This window comes from Sutcliffiella halmapala (genome assembly GCF_050107295.1).
Taxonomy (GTDB): Bacteria; Bacillota; Bacilli; order Bacillales; family Bacillaceae_I; genus Sutcliffiella_A; species Sutcliffiella_A halmapala_A.
The window spans coordinates 120,379-134,894 of the sequence record NZ_JBNIKR010000013.1 but is presented as its reverse complement, the minus strand read 5'-3'; the positions used below and the strand labels follow the sequence as shown (position 1 = coordinate 134,894).

At 41.6% G+C, this 14,516-nt stretch carries 12 protein-coding genes; 4 read left to right on the top strand and 8 right to left on the bottom strand.

Annotated elements, in window-relative coordinates; all coding sequences use genetic code 11:
* Window positions 1-399: 399 nt before the first annotated feature.
* From ACQCT5_RS19325 to dnaA, 8 genes are all read right to left on the bottom strand, one after another.
* A complete protein-coding gene (locus ACQCT5_RS19325; protein ID WP_499644284.1) occupies window positions 400-1,470 on the bottom strand; it encodes an HD-GYP domain-containing protein in 1,071 nt (356 codons plus the stop codon).
* 82 nt (window positions 1,471-1,552) lie between these two features.
* On the bottom strand, window positions 1,553-4,042 hold the full coding sequence (gene gyrA, locus ACQCT5_RS19320) for a DNA gyrase subunit A (protein ID WP_499644282.1): 2,490 nt from the start codon (window positions 4,040-4,042) through the stop codon (window positions 1,553-1,555).
* Window positions 4,043-4,160: 118 nt separating this feature from the next.
* Window positions 4,161-6,086, bottom strand: a complete 1,926-nt coding sequence (gyrB, locus tag ACQCT5_RS19315; RefSeq protein ID WP_499644305.1) for a DNA topoisomerase (ATP-hydrolyzing) subunit B — start codon at window positions 6,084-6,086, stop codon at window positions 4,161-4,163.
* Window positions 6,087-6,164: 78 nt separating this feature from the next.
* Window positions 6,165-6,419: an extracellular matrix regulator RemB gene (gene remB / locus ACQCT5_RS19310; RefSeq protein WP_499644280.1), complete on the bottom strand. Its 255-nt coding sequence runs from the start codon at window positions 6,417-6,419 to the stop codon at window positions 6,165-6,167.
* 10 nt (window positions 6,420-6,429) lie between these two features.
* Window positions 6,430-7,551 (bottom strand): DNA replication/repair protein RecF, encoded by a 1,122-nt coding sequence (gene recF, locus ACQCT5_RS19305; protein WP_499644278.1) that lies wholly within the window; start codon window positions 7,549-7,551, stop codon window positions 6,430-6,432.
* Between the two features lie 14 nt (window positions 7,552-7,565).
* The gene (gene rlbA / locus ACQCT5_RS19300) at window positions 7,566-7,784 is read right to left on the bottom strand and encodes a ribosome maturation protein RlbA (RefSeq protein ID WP_499644276.1); all 219 of its coding nucleotides are present in this window, start codon (window positions 7,782-7,784) and stop codon (window positions 7,566-7,568) included.
* Between the two features lie 106 nt (window positions 7,785-7,890).
* The gene (gene dnaN, locus ACQCT5_RS19295) at window positions 7,891-9,027 is read right to left on the bottom strand and encodes a DNA polymerase III subunit beta (protein ID WP_417898430.1); all 1,137 of its coding nucleotides are present in this window, start codon (window positions 9,025-9,027) and stop codon (window positions 7,891-7,893) included.
* A 185-nt stretch (window positions 9,028-9,212) separates the two neighbouring features.
* Window positions 9,213-10,559, bottom strand: a complete 1,347-nt coding sequence (dnaA, locus tag ACQCT5_RS19290) for a chromosomal replication initiator protein DnaA (RefSeq protein ID WP_499644274.1) — start codon at window positions 10,557-10,559, stop codon at window positions 9,213-9,215.
* 1,577 nt (window positions 10,560-12,136) lie between these two features.
* Between dnaA and rpmH the strand changes: the two genes are divergently transcribed.
* The 4 genes from rpmH to jag all read left to right on the top strand — a co-directional run bounded on the left by rpmH (window position 12,137) and on the right by jag (window position 14,291).
* Entirely contained in the window at window positions 12,137-12,271 is a 135-nt protein-coding gene (gene rpmH / locus ACQCT5_RS19285; RefSeq protein WP_078378436.1) for a 50S ribosomal protein L34, read from the top strand.
* Between the two features lie 134 nt (window positions 12,272-12,405).
* Window positions 12,406-12,756: a ribonuclease P protein component gene (gene rnpA, locus ACQCT5_RS19280; RefSeq protein ID WP_499644267.1), complete on the top strand. Its 351-nt coding sequence runs from the start codon at window positions 12,406-12,408 to the stop codon at window positions 12,754-12,756.
* 126 nt (window positions 12,757-12,882) lie between these two features.
* Window positions 12,883-13,659, top strand: a complete 777-nt coding sequence (gene spoIIIJ / locus ACQCT5_RS19275; protein WP_499644265.1) for a YidC family membrane integrase SpoIIIJ — start codon at window positions 12,883-12,885, stop codon at window positions 13,657-13,659.
* Window positions 13,656-14,291 carry an RNA-binding cell elongation regulator Jag/EloR gene (jag, locus tag ACQCT5_RS19270; RefSeq protein WP_499644263.1) on the top strand — a complete coding sequence of 212 codons (636 nt, stop codon included), beginning with the start codon at window positions 13,656-13,658 and terminating at the stop codon, window positions 14,289-14,291. The genes spoIIIJ and jag overlap by 4 nt, the downstream gene beginning before the upstream one ends.
* The last annotated feature ends 225 nt before the right edge of the window (window positions 14,292-14,516 follow it).

The following is a 14,516-nucleotide window of genomic DNA, read 5'->3' as shown; positions in this document are numbered from 1 at the left end:
GATCAAACTCTCCAATAAAGAGTTTGAGCTTATGCTCAAATGTTGACTAGCTTATGTTACTTTTTCGTTCTTTGTTAATCCCTATAAGATTAACGTGGACGCTGTTGTTTTGTTTAGTTTTCAAAGAGCTCTTTCGGTAGAAGCTTTGTTAAAAGCGACCCCTTTAATATAACACAAATTATTATTTTAAGTCAACATTTTTTTGAAATTCTTTTTTTGAAGAATGTTATTCACAATTGCTTGTGTTGCTGACTTGATTGATTATAGCACGGGGTTTGTCCCGATGCAATTACTTTTTTAATATATGATTAAATTATTTTCAAAGATTAAAAAATGGTCACGTTGCTAGGCGCCCGCGTGACCATATCAATATTTAAATGTCTTTAAAAGAAGCTTTCCCTATTTGATAATCTCTTCTACAAAAAGGTCCAGTTCCTGATTCAAGGAGATAAATTGGTCGCTGTCTTCTATTCTTACCATCGGCCTTGTTGGGGTCGCTGGATCAATGAATACCACATTCACAATTTTTCGGTTTGATAGTCTCAATTTTGCGCCTACGCTGATTCTGCATACACTGTTTGTCAGTGCTTGAACGACAGCCAGATCATACTTTCCGAAAGTTTCGTGCTTCAGTTGCTCGATCACTTTGAACGGTGACTGCTTGCTTCGATACTTTCTTGGAGAGGTCATAGCGTGAAAAACATCGGCAACTGCCAGTATTTTTGTATAATCGTGTATTTTATCCTCAGATAGACCAAAGGGATAGCCGCTTTTATCATAACGTTCATGATGTTGCAGCACAGCGAGCTTGATTTCATCTTGAATGACAGGTTGCTTGCTTACCATCTGATAACTGAAAATCGGGTGTTCTTTTATCTGGTCAAACTCTTCTTTCTTTAATACGGCTACATTTTTCAAGATTTTCTGGTCGATCCTGGACATTCCGCAATCCATCAGAAAACCTGCAATGCCTACCTGAATGATATCCTTCTTTTTGAAGCCCATGGATTTTGCAATGGAAGCCGCGATGATAGCCACCGCAACCGAGTGGTGAAAGACGTATTCTTCCTCATTGGTGTAATGGTAGACCGAGAACACCTCTTGTGGAAAGACCAAGGATTTTTCAATCATTGGAATAATGGCCTTTCGAACCTCTGCGTAATCGATAGGTGCACCTGATTGCCAGGTTTGATACAGACGCTTATAGCTTTGTGTTGCCTTGAAGTACATCTGCAGGAAGGAATCCTCTTTCGGCTTTTCCTCGCGAACAGGTAATAGCTGAGGGTTGAATGGCTGTCCATTTGAAAGGAATGCTTCGATCTCGACTTCATCTATTAAAAAAAGCTCCAAGATTTCGATATGTTGACTTGTAAGAACTGTTCGTTTTGTCATAATTGGTTTAGTCGTCAGAGATTTTACTTCCTTCGCTAAAATACACCCTTCCACCAATTGTTCAGTTTTCACTAACATACACGCTTTCCTCTCCTTAACTCTTTATACACAAAGAGGAACACATGACGTGTTCCTCTTTGGATTAGTCTATTTGCACTTCTTATTCTTCGACCTCTTCATCAGAAATTCCTTCTTCGAGATTGGAATCTTCCAATTCCAGTTCGTCCGGACCTTCTTCTTCTTTATCCACTCTCGCTACAGTCGTAACAAATTCGTTCTCAGCCAAACGGATCAATTTGACACCTTGCGTATTACGGCCCATCTGAGAAATTCCATCTACAGACATGCGTATGAGTACGCCGCTTGCAGTGATAAGCATAAGGTCCTCATCGGTAGTAACTGTTTTTACTGCTACCAATTCACCATTGCGATCAGTTATGTTGCAAGTTTTAATTCCTTTACCGCCACGGCTTTGGATACGGTATTCTTCTGCAGAAGTTCGTTTTCCATAACCCTTTTTCGTAACCACCAATACATCGAGGTTTTCCTCAAGCAGTTCCATTCCAACCACTTCATCGTCATCGGAAATGGTGATTCCTTTAACACCGGTTGCCGTTCTACCCATGGAACGAACATCGGTTTCATGGAAACGAATGAGCATTCCTTTTTTCGTTCCAATAATCATTTCCTTCGTACCATCCGTCATTTTTACGCTAATCAATTCATCGTTATCACGCAGGCCAAGGGCAATCAGACCGCCTTTACGGATATTTGCAAATTGAGATAACGGGGAACGCTTGGAAATCCCGTGCTTCGTAGTAAAGAAGAGGTACCAATCATCTACAAACTCTTCTACAGGAATAATGGCATTGATCCATTCACCTTTTTCGACTTCAAGAAGGTTAATGATCGGGATACCTTTTGCTGTACGGCTATATTCCGGAATTTCATACCCTTTGGCACGGTATACTTTTCCTTTATTGGTAAAGAATAAAAGCGTATCATGCGTGGACGTTGTTAACAGATGTTCCACAAAGTCGTTTTCGTTTGTTCCCATACCCTGAATTCCACGGCCACCTCTTCGCTGACTGCGGTAAGTGGAAAGTGGGAGACGCTTGATATAGCCATTATGAGTTAAGGTAATGACAACATTCTGGCGAGGGATAAGATCCTCATCCTCAATTGCCTCGAGTCCGCCAACCATGATTTCAGTTCGACGATTATCATTAAAGCGCTCTTTAACCTCTGTTAGCTCTTCACGGATTATCTCCAATACTTTCTCTTCGTCAGCAAGGATTGCTTTCAATTCCGCAATCAACTGCATAAGACCTTGGTACTCTTCTTCGATTTTTTCACGCTCCAAACCGGTTAGGCGCTGTAGACGCATATCCAGAATAGCCTGGGCTTGTTTTTCCGATAAGGAGAATTCCGTCATTAAGCCTTCACGTGCAATATCAGCTGTCTGGGAGCTTCTGATCAAGGTAATGACCGCATCCAAGTGGTCGAGTGCAATACGCAGCCCCTCGAGGATATGAGCACGAGCTTCCGCTTTACGAAGTTCAAATGCTGTTCTGCGCTTGATGACTACTTTTTGATGCTCCAGATAGTGGTACAAGCACTGCTTCAGGTTCAATACTTTCGGTTCTCCATTAACAAGAGCCAGCATGTTGATACCAAAGCTCGTCTGCAGTGACGTTTGTTTGTATAGGTTATTCAAAAGGACGTTCGCATTGGCATCCTTCTTCACTTCCATGACGATACGCATACCATTACGGTCTGATTCATCACGAAGATCGGAAATACCTTCAATCTTTTTATCACGAACAAGATCCGCAATCTTTTCAATCAGCCTGGCTTTGTTTACTTGATACGGCAATTCATGAACAAGGATTACTTCTCTTCCATTCGGCTTTGTTTCGATTTCAACTTTTGCACGAATCGTAATGGAGCCTCGTCCTGTTTCGTAGGCACGGCGAATCCCGCTTCTGCCAAGGATTTGTCCAGCGGTCGGGAAATCCGGACCAGGGATGATTTCCATCAACTCCGGAATTGTAATTTCGGGATCTCTACTTACAGCCAGAACTCCGTCAATGATTTCACCAAGTTGATGTGGCGGAATATTAGTTGCCATCCCAACGGCGATACCCGACGCACCGTTCACCAAAAGGTTGGGGAATCTTGCCGGAAGAACAATCGGCTCTCTTTCCGAACCGTCATAGTTATCTTGATAGTCGATGGTATCTTTATTGATATCACGCAGAATTTCCATGGCAATTTTGGACATTCTTGCCTCTGTATAACGCATTGCCGCAGCTGCATCACCGTCGACCGATCCAAAGTTTCCGTGACCATCGATCAGCATGTAACGGAAGTTGAAATCCTGGGCCATACGTACCATCGTGTCATACACAGCAGAGTCACCATGAGGATGGTACTTCCCTATTACTTCCCCTACGATACGTGCGGATTTCTTATAGGCTTTATCCGCTGTCATTCCCAAATCGTTCATTGCATAAAGAATGCGTCGATGAACAGGCTTCAAGCCGTCACGAACATCAGGAAGGGCGCGGGACACGATAACGCTCATTGCGTAATCGAGAAAGGACGTTTTCATTTCCTGACTGATATTAATTTCTTTAACTTGAGACATATATATGAACCTCCTTGCGAAATTCAGTTTCACACCGAATTCGCTCTATGTAACAGGCAGGATAGGCATCCTATCCTGCTAATATCTTGTCTTCTCGTATGGATAAATGGAACGGTCCTTAAATATCCAGGTTTTTCACGTAACGGGCATTATCCTGGATAAAGTTTCTTCTCGGCTCCACTTTATCACCCATCAGGATTTCGAATGTTTCATCCGCTTCAATGGCATCTTGCAAGCTGACCTGAAGCAATGTTCTTGTTACCGGATCCATCGTGGTTTCCCATAACTGCTCCGGATTCATCTCTCCAAGACCCTTATAGCGCTGGATTCCTGGTTTCGGGTTTTCCGACATGGTAGCCAGAACCTCTTCAAGCTGTCTGTCATTATAGGCATATTCAATCTTTTTACCCTGCTGCACTTTATACAGTGGCGGCTGGGCGATATAGATATATCCATGCTCAATGATTTGGCGCATGTAACGGTAGAAGAATGTCAGTAAGAGGGTGCGGATATGCGCACCATCGACATCCGCATCTGTCATAATGACAATCTTATGGTATCTTGCCTTTGAGATGTCAAAATCTTCGCCAATTCCGGTTCCAAGCGCAGTGATAATCGCGCGGATCTCATTGTTGGATAAAATTTTGTCCAGTCTCGCTTTTTCCACGTTTATGATTTTCCCACGTAAAGGCAGGATTGCCTGGAAATGACGGTCACGCCCCTGTTTGGCAGATCCACCGGCCGAGTCACCCTCTACCACATATATTTCGCTGATAGCTGGATCTTTGGAGGAACAGTCCGCCAATTTTCCTGGTAAGCTGGAGATTTCCAATGCGCTTTTTCTTCTTGTAAGCTCTCTCGCTTTTTTTGCAGCCATTCTTGCTCGGGAAGCCATCAACCCTTTATCCACGATCTTTCTCGCAGCAGAAGGGTTCTCCAATAAGAAGCCTTCGAATTTCTCGGTGAAAACAGAGTCCGTAACGGTACGTGCTTCACTGTTGCCTAGCTTGGTTTTCGTTTGGCCTTCAAATTGTGGATCTGGATGTTTGATGGAAACGATGGCAGTCAGCCCTTCACGAACATCCTCACCGGTGAGGTTTGAGTCTGCATCTTTAAAGATATTATGTTTACGCGCATAGTCGTTGATTACTCGTGTAAGAGCGGTTTTAAACCCTGATTCATGCGTTCCGCCCTCATAGGTATTGATGTTGTTGGCAAATGAGTAAAGGTTGCTTGTGTAGCTTTCATTGTACTGAAGGGCAACCTCGATGGAGATTCCGTCCTTTTCCCCTTCCACAAACACCACTTCTTCATGGATAACTTCTTTGGTACGGTTTAAATGCTCTACATATGATGCGATTCCGCCCTCATAGTAGTATTCATTCTTTTTGCCTTCTTCGACTCTCTTATCCTCAATCGTGATACGTATTCCTCTATTAAGGAATGCAAGCTCACGAAGACGGTGTGCAAGTGTATCGTAGTCATATTCAAGCGTTTCTGTGAAAATCTCCGAATCCGGGATAAAATGAATAATCGTACCGGTAACCTCTGTCTCCCCGATGATTTTCAGATCTTCCTGAGGAACACCTTTTTTAAACTGCTGATAATGGATGCTGCCATCACGGTGGACGTAGATTTCCAGATCAGAAGAAAGTGCATTTACAACAGAAGCACCTACACCATGCAGTCCTCCGGAAACTTTGTAGCCTCCACCTCCGAATTTCCCTCCGGCATGAAGAACGGTCATGATGACCTCAACTGCAGGTCGTCCCATCTTTTCATGGATTCCAACAGGGATTCCCCGTCCGTTATCCTTTACAGTGATGCTGTTGTCCTTTTCCACAATGACATTGATTTCGGAACAGTATCCAGCCAGGGCTTCATCAATACTGTTGTCGACAATTTCCCATACGAGATGGTGTAACCCTTTTGCGCTTGTAGAACCGATATACATACCAGGTCTTTTCCGAACAGCTTCCAATCCTTCAAGTACCTGTATCTGACTCTCATCATACGTATTTTCTTGCATTTCTTTTTGGTCCATCGCCATATCTATCACCTTCACTTTTTATTTCAATCCGAGCATCGCGCATCTGAGAGTATGACCCCTTAGGCTAACACGCTATATTTTAAGAAATAACTCTTCCAAGGAAGTGTCCATTCTTTTCTTTAAGGTTGTAGAGGCTAGAGGAGATAGATAAATTATCTCTTCTGTGATAACTACTGATTTTACATCGTGTTTGCTGATATTCTTGATGGATTGGGCCGCCACTGCCGGCAATGAACTCTGCCAATCCGTTTTCAACAGACGCCTGTCCAAGATTGCAATAATATTGGATGCGCGTACCATAACCTCTTCCCCAATATGCAAGTACACTTCCTTCACCTCAGTTCAATTTCTTTAAAGAACCAGAGACTACCTCATAGGTTGCTGCTTGTTTCAGTGTTTTATGGTCTATTCCATCCACACTTGTCGTCGTCACGAAGGTCTGCACTTTTCCCTGGATCGTGTTCAACAAGTGGGATTGTCTATAATCATCTAATTCTGATAACACATCATCCAACAGTAGAATAGGATATTCCCCCACTACGGAATAGATGAGGTCAATTTCTGCCAACTTTAAAGAAAGGGCTGTTGTCCGTTGTTGTCCTTGCGACCCGAAAGTCTGCACTTCTTTTCCGTTCACATGAAAGATCAGGTCATCCCGATGTGGTCCAAACAACGTGACGCCTCTTTCAATTTCTCTATCTTTTATTTTATCAAATTTTTCGTTATATGCTTCTATCATTTTCGACAAATTTAAGCTTTCTGATACATGATCAATAGAGGGTTTGTAAATAATAGTCAATTCCTCCAACCCTCTGCTGATGCTGCTATGTATAGGCTGTGCCCATTTTTGCAGTAACTGAATAAATTCCAGACGCTTGATCGTCACTTTCGCTGCAAGCTCCACCATCTGTTCCGTCAAAACAAAAAGCATGGTCTCGTCTTTTTGCTTTCTGGTCTGCAGCTGCTTCAAATAATGGTTTCTCTGCTGTAAAACCTTTTGATAGCGTGCCAGATCATGCATATAGATTGGGGAAACCTGGCCAAGCTCCATATCGATGAACCTACGTCTTACCTGTGGACTCCCCTTTACAAGGGTCAGGTCCTCAGGCGCAAACATGACAATATTCATATTCCCGATATATTGACTCAGTTTCGATTGTTCCAGATGATTGCTTTTTGCCTTTTTCCCTTTTTTGGAAATGACAAGCTGTAATGGTAACGGTCCATTTCTTTTATGTATCCTGCCTTCTATTTTAGCATACTCTTCATCCCAACTGATAAGATCTTTATCGTTGGAGGTACGATGCGACTTTGCCATGGCCAGTACATAGATGGATTCCATTACGTTTGTCTTTCCTTGGGCATTCTCACCCAGAATTACATTTACACCATTTTCAAACACAGCATCCAATCTTTGATAATTTCGATAGTGTCTTAAGGACAACTCTTCAATATACAATATTTTTCACCATCTTAGGACGAAATAATGACAAAGCTTCCGAAGCCGTCGATTTCCACTATATCCTGATCTCTTAATTTTCTTCCTCTTCTATCGTCAGGTTCACCGTTCACTTTTACCTCGTGCTCCTGGAGGAACCATTTTGCCATTCCACCTGACTGAATGACATCGGCTAGCTTCAAGAACTGACCGAGCGTAATTATCTCTGTAGAAATTTCTATTTCCTTCATCATTTTGCGCTCACTTTCGTTTAGTCTTTCTCTTATTGTACTAAAACTTGGGACTATAGAAAAGAAAGCTACCGCGCTTTGACGCAAGTAGCTTTCTAAAATCAATGGATTAATATGTTCTGACCGGCAGGATCAATTGCAGCATGGAATCATCATGCATCGTTCTGATCAGGAATGGTCGCATAGCACCTGTGAAATTGATTTGTATTTCATTTCCTTCCAGGGCTTTTAACGCATCCATCATATATTTTGCACTAAAGGAGATTTTTAATTCTTCTCCCTCAACGGAGTTACCTTGTACCTGCTCAACTACCTTCCCAACTTCAGGGGAATTGGAGGAGATCTCCAAAGCGCTCTGTTCAAGGGTAGCGAGTTTTACAACATTGTTTCTTCCCTCTCTCGCAAGCAAGGATGCACGATCGATGGCTTGAAGGAACTCTTTTGTAGAAACTGTGATATCCGTTTTGCTTTCTGCCGGTATCAGACGGGATGTATCCGGATAGTTCCCATCAAGTAAACGAGAGAAAAATAGGATGTTTTTAGCTTTGAACAAGACTTGGTTATCTGTAATGACGATATCGAGCTGTTCATTTGTATCATCAAGGATCTTATTTAATTCATTCAAGCTTTTACCTGGAATCACTACATTACAAGCCAGATTGTTTTCTGCATCGATTTTTGCCTTACGCAATGCCAATCGATGACTATCTGTTGCAATACAGGTCAACTCATGGTTTTCAAGCTTCCAGTTTACACCTGTCAAGATAGGGCGTGTTTCTGAGGTGGACACCGCAAAAACCGTTTGTCGAATAATATTTTTCAACAGATCGGTAGGGAGCTTAAATACGCTGTCTTCTTCAATTTGAGGAAGATGAGGGTATTCTGCTGCATCTTGGCCGTTTAGATTGAATTCGGATTTACCTGATCTAATCGTTGTGACAAATTGGTTCTGAACTTCAAGTTCCACTGTATCCATCGGTAATTTCTTGATGATTTCACTAAAGAAACGCGCTTGCAGGACTACACTTCCAGAAGCTTTCACTTCTACATTTTCAGTTCCATCCTCTTCACTTGGGATGAATGATTCGATGGAAATATCGGAATCGCTTCCTGTCAGGGTTACTCCCTCTTCTGTTGCGACAATTTTAATACCAGTAAGAATGGGAATCGTTGTACGTGATGAAACAGCTTTTAGCACGTCTTGTACACTTTGAACCAACTTGTCTCGTTGGATAATAAATTTCATCGTTATCCTCCTCTAATTGCAGGTCTTTTTATATATATTTATTAATAAAAAAATAGTAGAAGTACTAGTAGGGCCTGTGAATTTGTGGATAAGTGGCATTTCTTGATGAAACATCAGTTATTCACATGTGGACAAACTGTTGTTAACCACGTATGAGTTATACACACAATCCACGGTTCATTCTTTTAGTTCTTTAATTGCTCGGCAATGGATTGGATCTGTTTTTGCAATAATGTATCTGTTTGAACAAGATTCGAGATCTTTTCATGAGCATGAATAACTGTCGTATGATCGCGGCCGCCAAACTCCTCCCCGATCTTAGGAAGGGAGAAATCAGTAAGCTCACGTGAGAGGTACATGGCAATCTGCCTAGGAAAAGCAACAGATTTCGTACGCTTCTTCGCTTTGAAATCCTCAAGCTTCACATTATATTCCTCTCCGACAGTCCGCTGGATATCATGAATGGTTACCACCCTTGGTTTGGAGCTAGGAATGATATCCTTCAAGGCTTCCGCAGCAAGATCGGCATTAATATCCTTATTGATCAAAGAGGAATATGCGACAACGCGAATAAGTGCTCCCTCTAGTTCACGGATATTGGAATCAATTTGATTCGCAATATAAAGCATGACTTCATTCGGAATGTCCAATCCTTCCGCTTTCGCTTTTTTTCGAAGGATGGCAATACGCGTTTCCAGGTCCGGTGGAGTAATATCAGTAATCAATCCCCATTCAAAACGGGAACGCAGCCTGTCCTCGAGTGTCGGGATCTCCTTTGGAGGCCGGTCACTCGAGATGACAATCTGTTTGCTTTCCTCATGAAGCGTATTAAAAGTATGGAAGAATTCCTCTTGTGTCTGTTCTTTTCCGGCAAGGAATTGAATATCATCGATTAATAGCACATCGACACTGCGATATTTATTGCGGAAATCAACGGCTTTATTGTCCCGGATTGAATTGATGAACTCGTTTGTGAATTTCTCGGAGGACAAGTATACCACCTTCGCACCAGGGTTATGTTCGATTACATAATGACCGATGGCGTGCATTAAGTGGGTTTTACCAAGTCCAACTCCCCCATAAATAAACAAGGGATTATAGGCTTTGGCAGGCGCTTCCGCCACTGCTAATGAAGCGGCATGGGCAAATCTGTTGCCCGAACCGATAACAAAAGTGTCAAACGTATATTTCGGGTTAAGCATATTCTGTGGAATATCAATCGGATCCTCGTCCTTTTTCATCTTGGCCGGAGGAGTTTTGATTTCAAGATCCTCGTCCGATTGATTTTGGGGAATGATAAATTTGATTGTCAGTTCTTCCCCGGTTATATCTGTGATGGTTTCTCCGATCAGGTTGGAATATCTGGACTCCAGCCAGTCACGGGCAAACTCGTTTGGAGCTGTAATGACGAGGTTGTCCCCTTTGAGAGAATGAGCCTTCGTAGACTTCAGCCATGTTTCAAAGCTTGGCTTGCTGATTTTCTTCTCAATTTCTTTGAGAGCCTTCTCCCACAAATCCGATATATTTTTCAACGTGTATCCCCCTTTCCCTTTATCTCTATATAATTTTCACCATAGATGTTTCCTGTATTCCGCTGGATGAATCCATCATTTCAGCGCTCATTCAAGGTAGAGTAAGCCAGGCTGCAGTTCTGCAACCTACTTGCCAGATTTTCATCCCAAATAAATAAGGTGCTTATCTGTACAAGTTTTGTTTAACAAACCTTCTTGAGAAAAACACCCGTTGTATGTTTATTCATTCGTATACTGTGCATAACATATAATATAGTAGAAAAGTAGTTTTCGACAAAAAAACCGTTCTGTGGACAAATATTTACACACAACCTTGAATAACTGTCCACATCTTATCCACAATCTGTTGATAACTTTTTTATGTTAATAATTATTAAGAGTGAAAACACAATAATAATATCAAATAAAACCTTTTGTTGCAACGTCTTTTTCTGATTATCCACAATCGACACATCTTGTGGAGAAAAGTTTTCCACAACACAAGATACTGTGTAAACCTTGTCGATAACTGTTGTGGATGACGAAAAAACTCGAAAAAAGTTATTCACAGGTTGGAAAAATGTTGTATGCAGAGGGAGAAATTTAGTGGTAGCTGTTTATTAGGGAAATTTTTTTGGGGGCGTTAAACACCGCAGTTGATTTCCGCAATAGGCTGCGCTTTCCGCGGGGCGTTTGTAAAGCCTCCTCGGCTTTCGCCTGCGGGGTCTCCACTAAACGCTACCGCAGGAGTCTTCGCCTATTGCTCCAATCAACTGCTGGCGATTTAAATACGATATTTTTTTACAAAGTTTCCTTTCTTGTATGAAATCTTTGTAGCTTGTAAGATTCCGCTTTTTTACTCGTTTGCAACAGTAAATGCAGTTTTTCTTTTGATGTGTCTAAAGCTATACTTTTTGTGACATCCTTCTTAATGACTAGTTCCTTTCGTAATGTAGCTCTGATTTGGTTGATTTATAAAAATTCTAACCAGATTTACCCACGATCTTACGAATTTAGGAGCTAGTTTTGTTTAAGATTAGAATGATTTGATAATAATCCAAACCTAACTAATAGTTTTGTCCTTTTTCTTAATAGAAATAAACGAAATTATTCTAGCTATAATTCAGATATTTCGGTTAGAATCGAGAATAGCAAATGATTATTTATGTTCGCCCCCTGGTGATTGGAGAGGAAGGCGTGAGACTCCTGCGGGAGAAGCGTGTCTATGGGAGACCCCGCAGGCGTATGCCGAGGAGGCTCCCGGACCGCCCGCGGAAAGCGAACGCCTGGAGCGGAAATATCACCAGGGGTGTATAATGAGTATGTAAATTAAACAACATCGTATTTTTGGTTACTTTTTACTATTTAAAAGAAAAGGTTGCTTTAAATCGCGAAGGAATTTATACTAACTATTGGGAAGTTGACATTCCGATGGTATTTTCTCTATAATTGATAAGACTGTCTGTTAAAATTTATATTATAGGAAAGCAAGACTTTCCACGAGAGAGTGAAAAACGGCTATTGTGGTATGATGATCATACATGTGAAGCATGTTTTTCGATAATCTAAAAGGTAATCCTCAGGGAGGTGTCATAGTAATGAAAAGAACGTTTCAACCAAATAAGCGTAAACGTAGTAAAGTACACGGTTTCCGTGAGCGTATGAGTTCTGCTAACGGACGTAAAGTGCTTGCGCGCCGTCGTCGTAAGGGAAGAAAAGTATTATCCGCATAAGGCCACTGACTGTCAGTGGTCTTTTTTACTATTTTAAGAAAGAAAATTGTTATGATTTCACATTTTTTTAGAAAGAATGTGGAAGAAGACGTAAAATAAACAAATTAGAATTTGCTGCGACAGGGGGACCACATGTGAAGAAAGAACAAAGAATCAAAAAGAATAAAGAGTTTCAACATGTGTTCCAGGGTGGAAAGTCCATGGCAAATCGACAATTTGTAATCTACACACTTGAAAAAAAAGAGCAGCCCGAATTTCGAATCGGCCTGTCAGTGAGTAAGAAGATTGGAAACGCTGTTACGAGAAATCGAATTAAGCGATTGGTTCGCCAGGCATTTCTGGAAATGAAAGAGCAGCTTCCTGGGTATGTAGACATTGTTGTAATTGCCAGAAAGCCTACGGCGGAAATGAGCTATGAGGAAGTGCAGAAGAGTCTGCAGCATATCATCCGAAAGCTTCCGATGCTTTCCAATAAAAAAAGGTAATACAGCAATTCGTAAGGAAACATGTAGAAATTTTGTCAGTGTCCTGTCCTTTATTCAATTATTCGATTAAAAGTGGTAGGATGTAATAGGAATTATTTTTTTTGCGTAAAAAGGAGGAAAAAGAGGTTGAAAAAACGAATATGGCTACTAATGGGCCTTGTTGGACTTGTAGTCTTACTAACAGGCTGTACGGAAATCAACCAGCCGATCACTAAAGAAAGTGAAGGCTTTTGGAATGAGTACATAGTGTACCCGCTATCTTGGTTAATCACGTACTTTGCAACATTACTTGGAAATGATTATGGACTATCCATTATTATTGTAACATTGTTAATTCGATTTGCGATTCTACCATTAATGATCAAACAAACGAAAAACACGAAGGCAATGCAAGCACTGCAGCCTGAAATGAAGGCACTTCGTGAAAAATATAGCTCAAAAGATCAAAAGACCCAACAAAAGCTGCAGCAGGAAACGATGGGACTTTTCCAAAAGCATGGGGTAAATCCACTTGCAGGATGTTTCCCGTTATTGGTGCAAATGCCAATCCTGATCGGTTTCTTCCATGCAATTACACGTACTCGTGAAATTGCGGAACATAACTTCCTATGGTTTGACCTTGGTGAAGCAGATCCATTTTTTATTTTGCCAGTCGTAGCTGGTATCACAACTTTCATCCAGCAAAAAATCATGATGGCAGGGATGGAAAACAACCCACAAATGACGATGATGCTTTATATCATGCCAGTGATGATCGTCGTGTTCGCATTTAACTTCCCAGCTGCACTATCCTTATACTGGGTAGTCGGTAACTTATTTATGATTGTCCAAACTTACTTTATTAAAGGACCGGAGCTGAGAAAGGCAACAGCTACTGGAACTGCAGGAGGAACGAAAAAGTGAGAGAAATAACTGCAACTGGTCCATCTGTCGAGGAAGCTGTCCAATCTGCTTTAACTCAACTAAACACAACTAGAGACCGTGCAGACATAACAATCGTTGAAGAAGGCAAAAAAGGATTATTCGGACTGTTTGGTACCAAGCCAAGTATTGTAACCGTTAAGTTGAAACATGATCCGATTGAAGAATCAACGAATTTCTTGAAAAAAGTTCTGACAGAAATGAACATTGTCGCAGAATTGGAGACCAAGGTCGATGGCAGGAACATTTTTATCTCCATTAGTGGGGAAAAAACAGCTTTGATCATTGGCAAAAGGGGACAAACCCTCAATTCTCTTCAATATTTGACACAAATTGTTGCAAATCGCTACTCGAACCAGTACCTCTCTGTTGAGATAGATGCTGAAGGTTATCGTGAAAAGCGCCGTGAAACGCTTGAACAGCTGGCAGAGAGATTGGCGCAAAAAGCGATGAAAACGAAGCAGGAAGTTCATCTCGAACCAATGCCGTCCTTTGAACGTAAAGTGATGCACTCGATTATTTCTCGTTATCCTGAAGTGGAAACCTACTCTGTAGGAAAAGAGCCGAATAGATCGCTTGTCATTACACCAAATAAGAAAAAAGTAACAAGATAAAATCTAGCCGTCTTCCAATATGGAGGACGGCTATTTTTATGGCTGTATAATGAATAGATTTGTTTTTTAAGGTCACTAGCTGTTGATTGGAGCAATAGGCGTAGACTCCTGCGGGAAGAAGCATTTAGTGGAGACCCCGCAGGCAACGCCGAGGAGGCTCCACTAGCGCCCCGCGGAAAGCGCAGCCTAGTGCGGAAATCAACAGCGGTGTTTAAAAGGAATGTT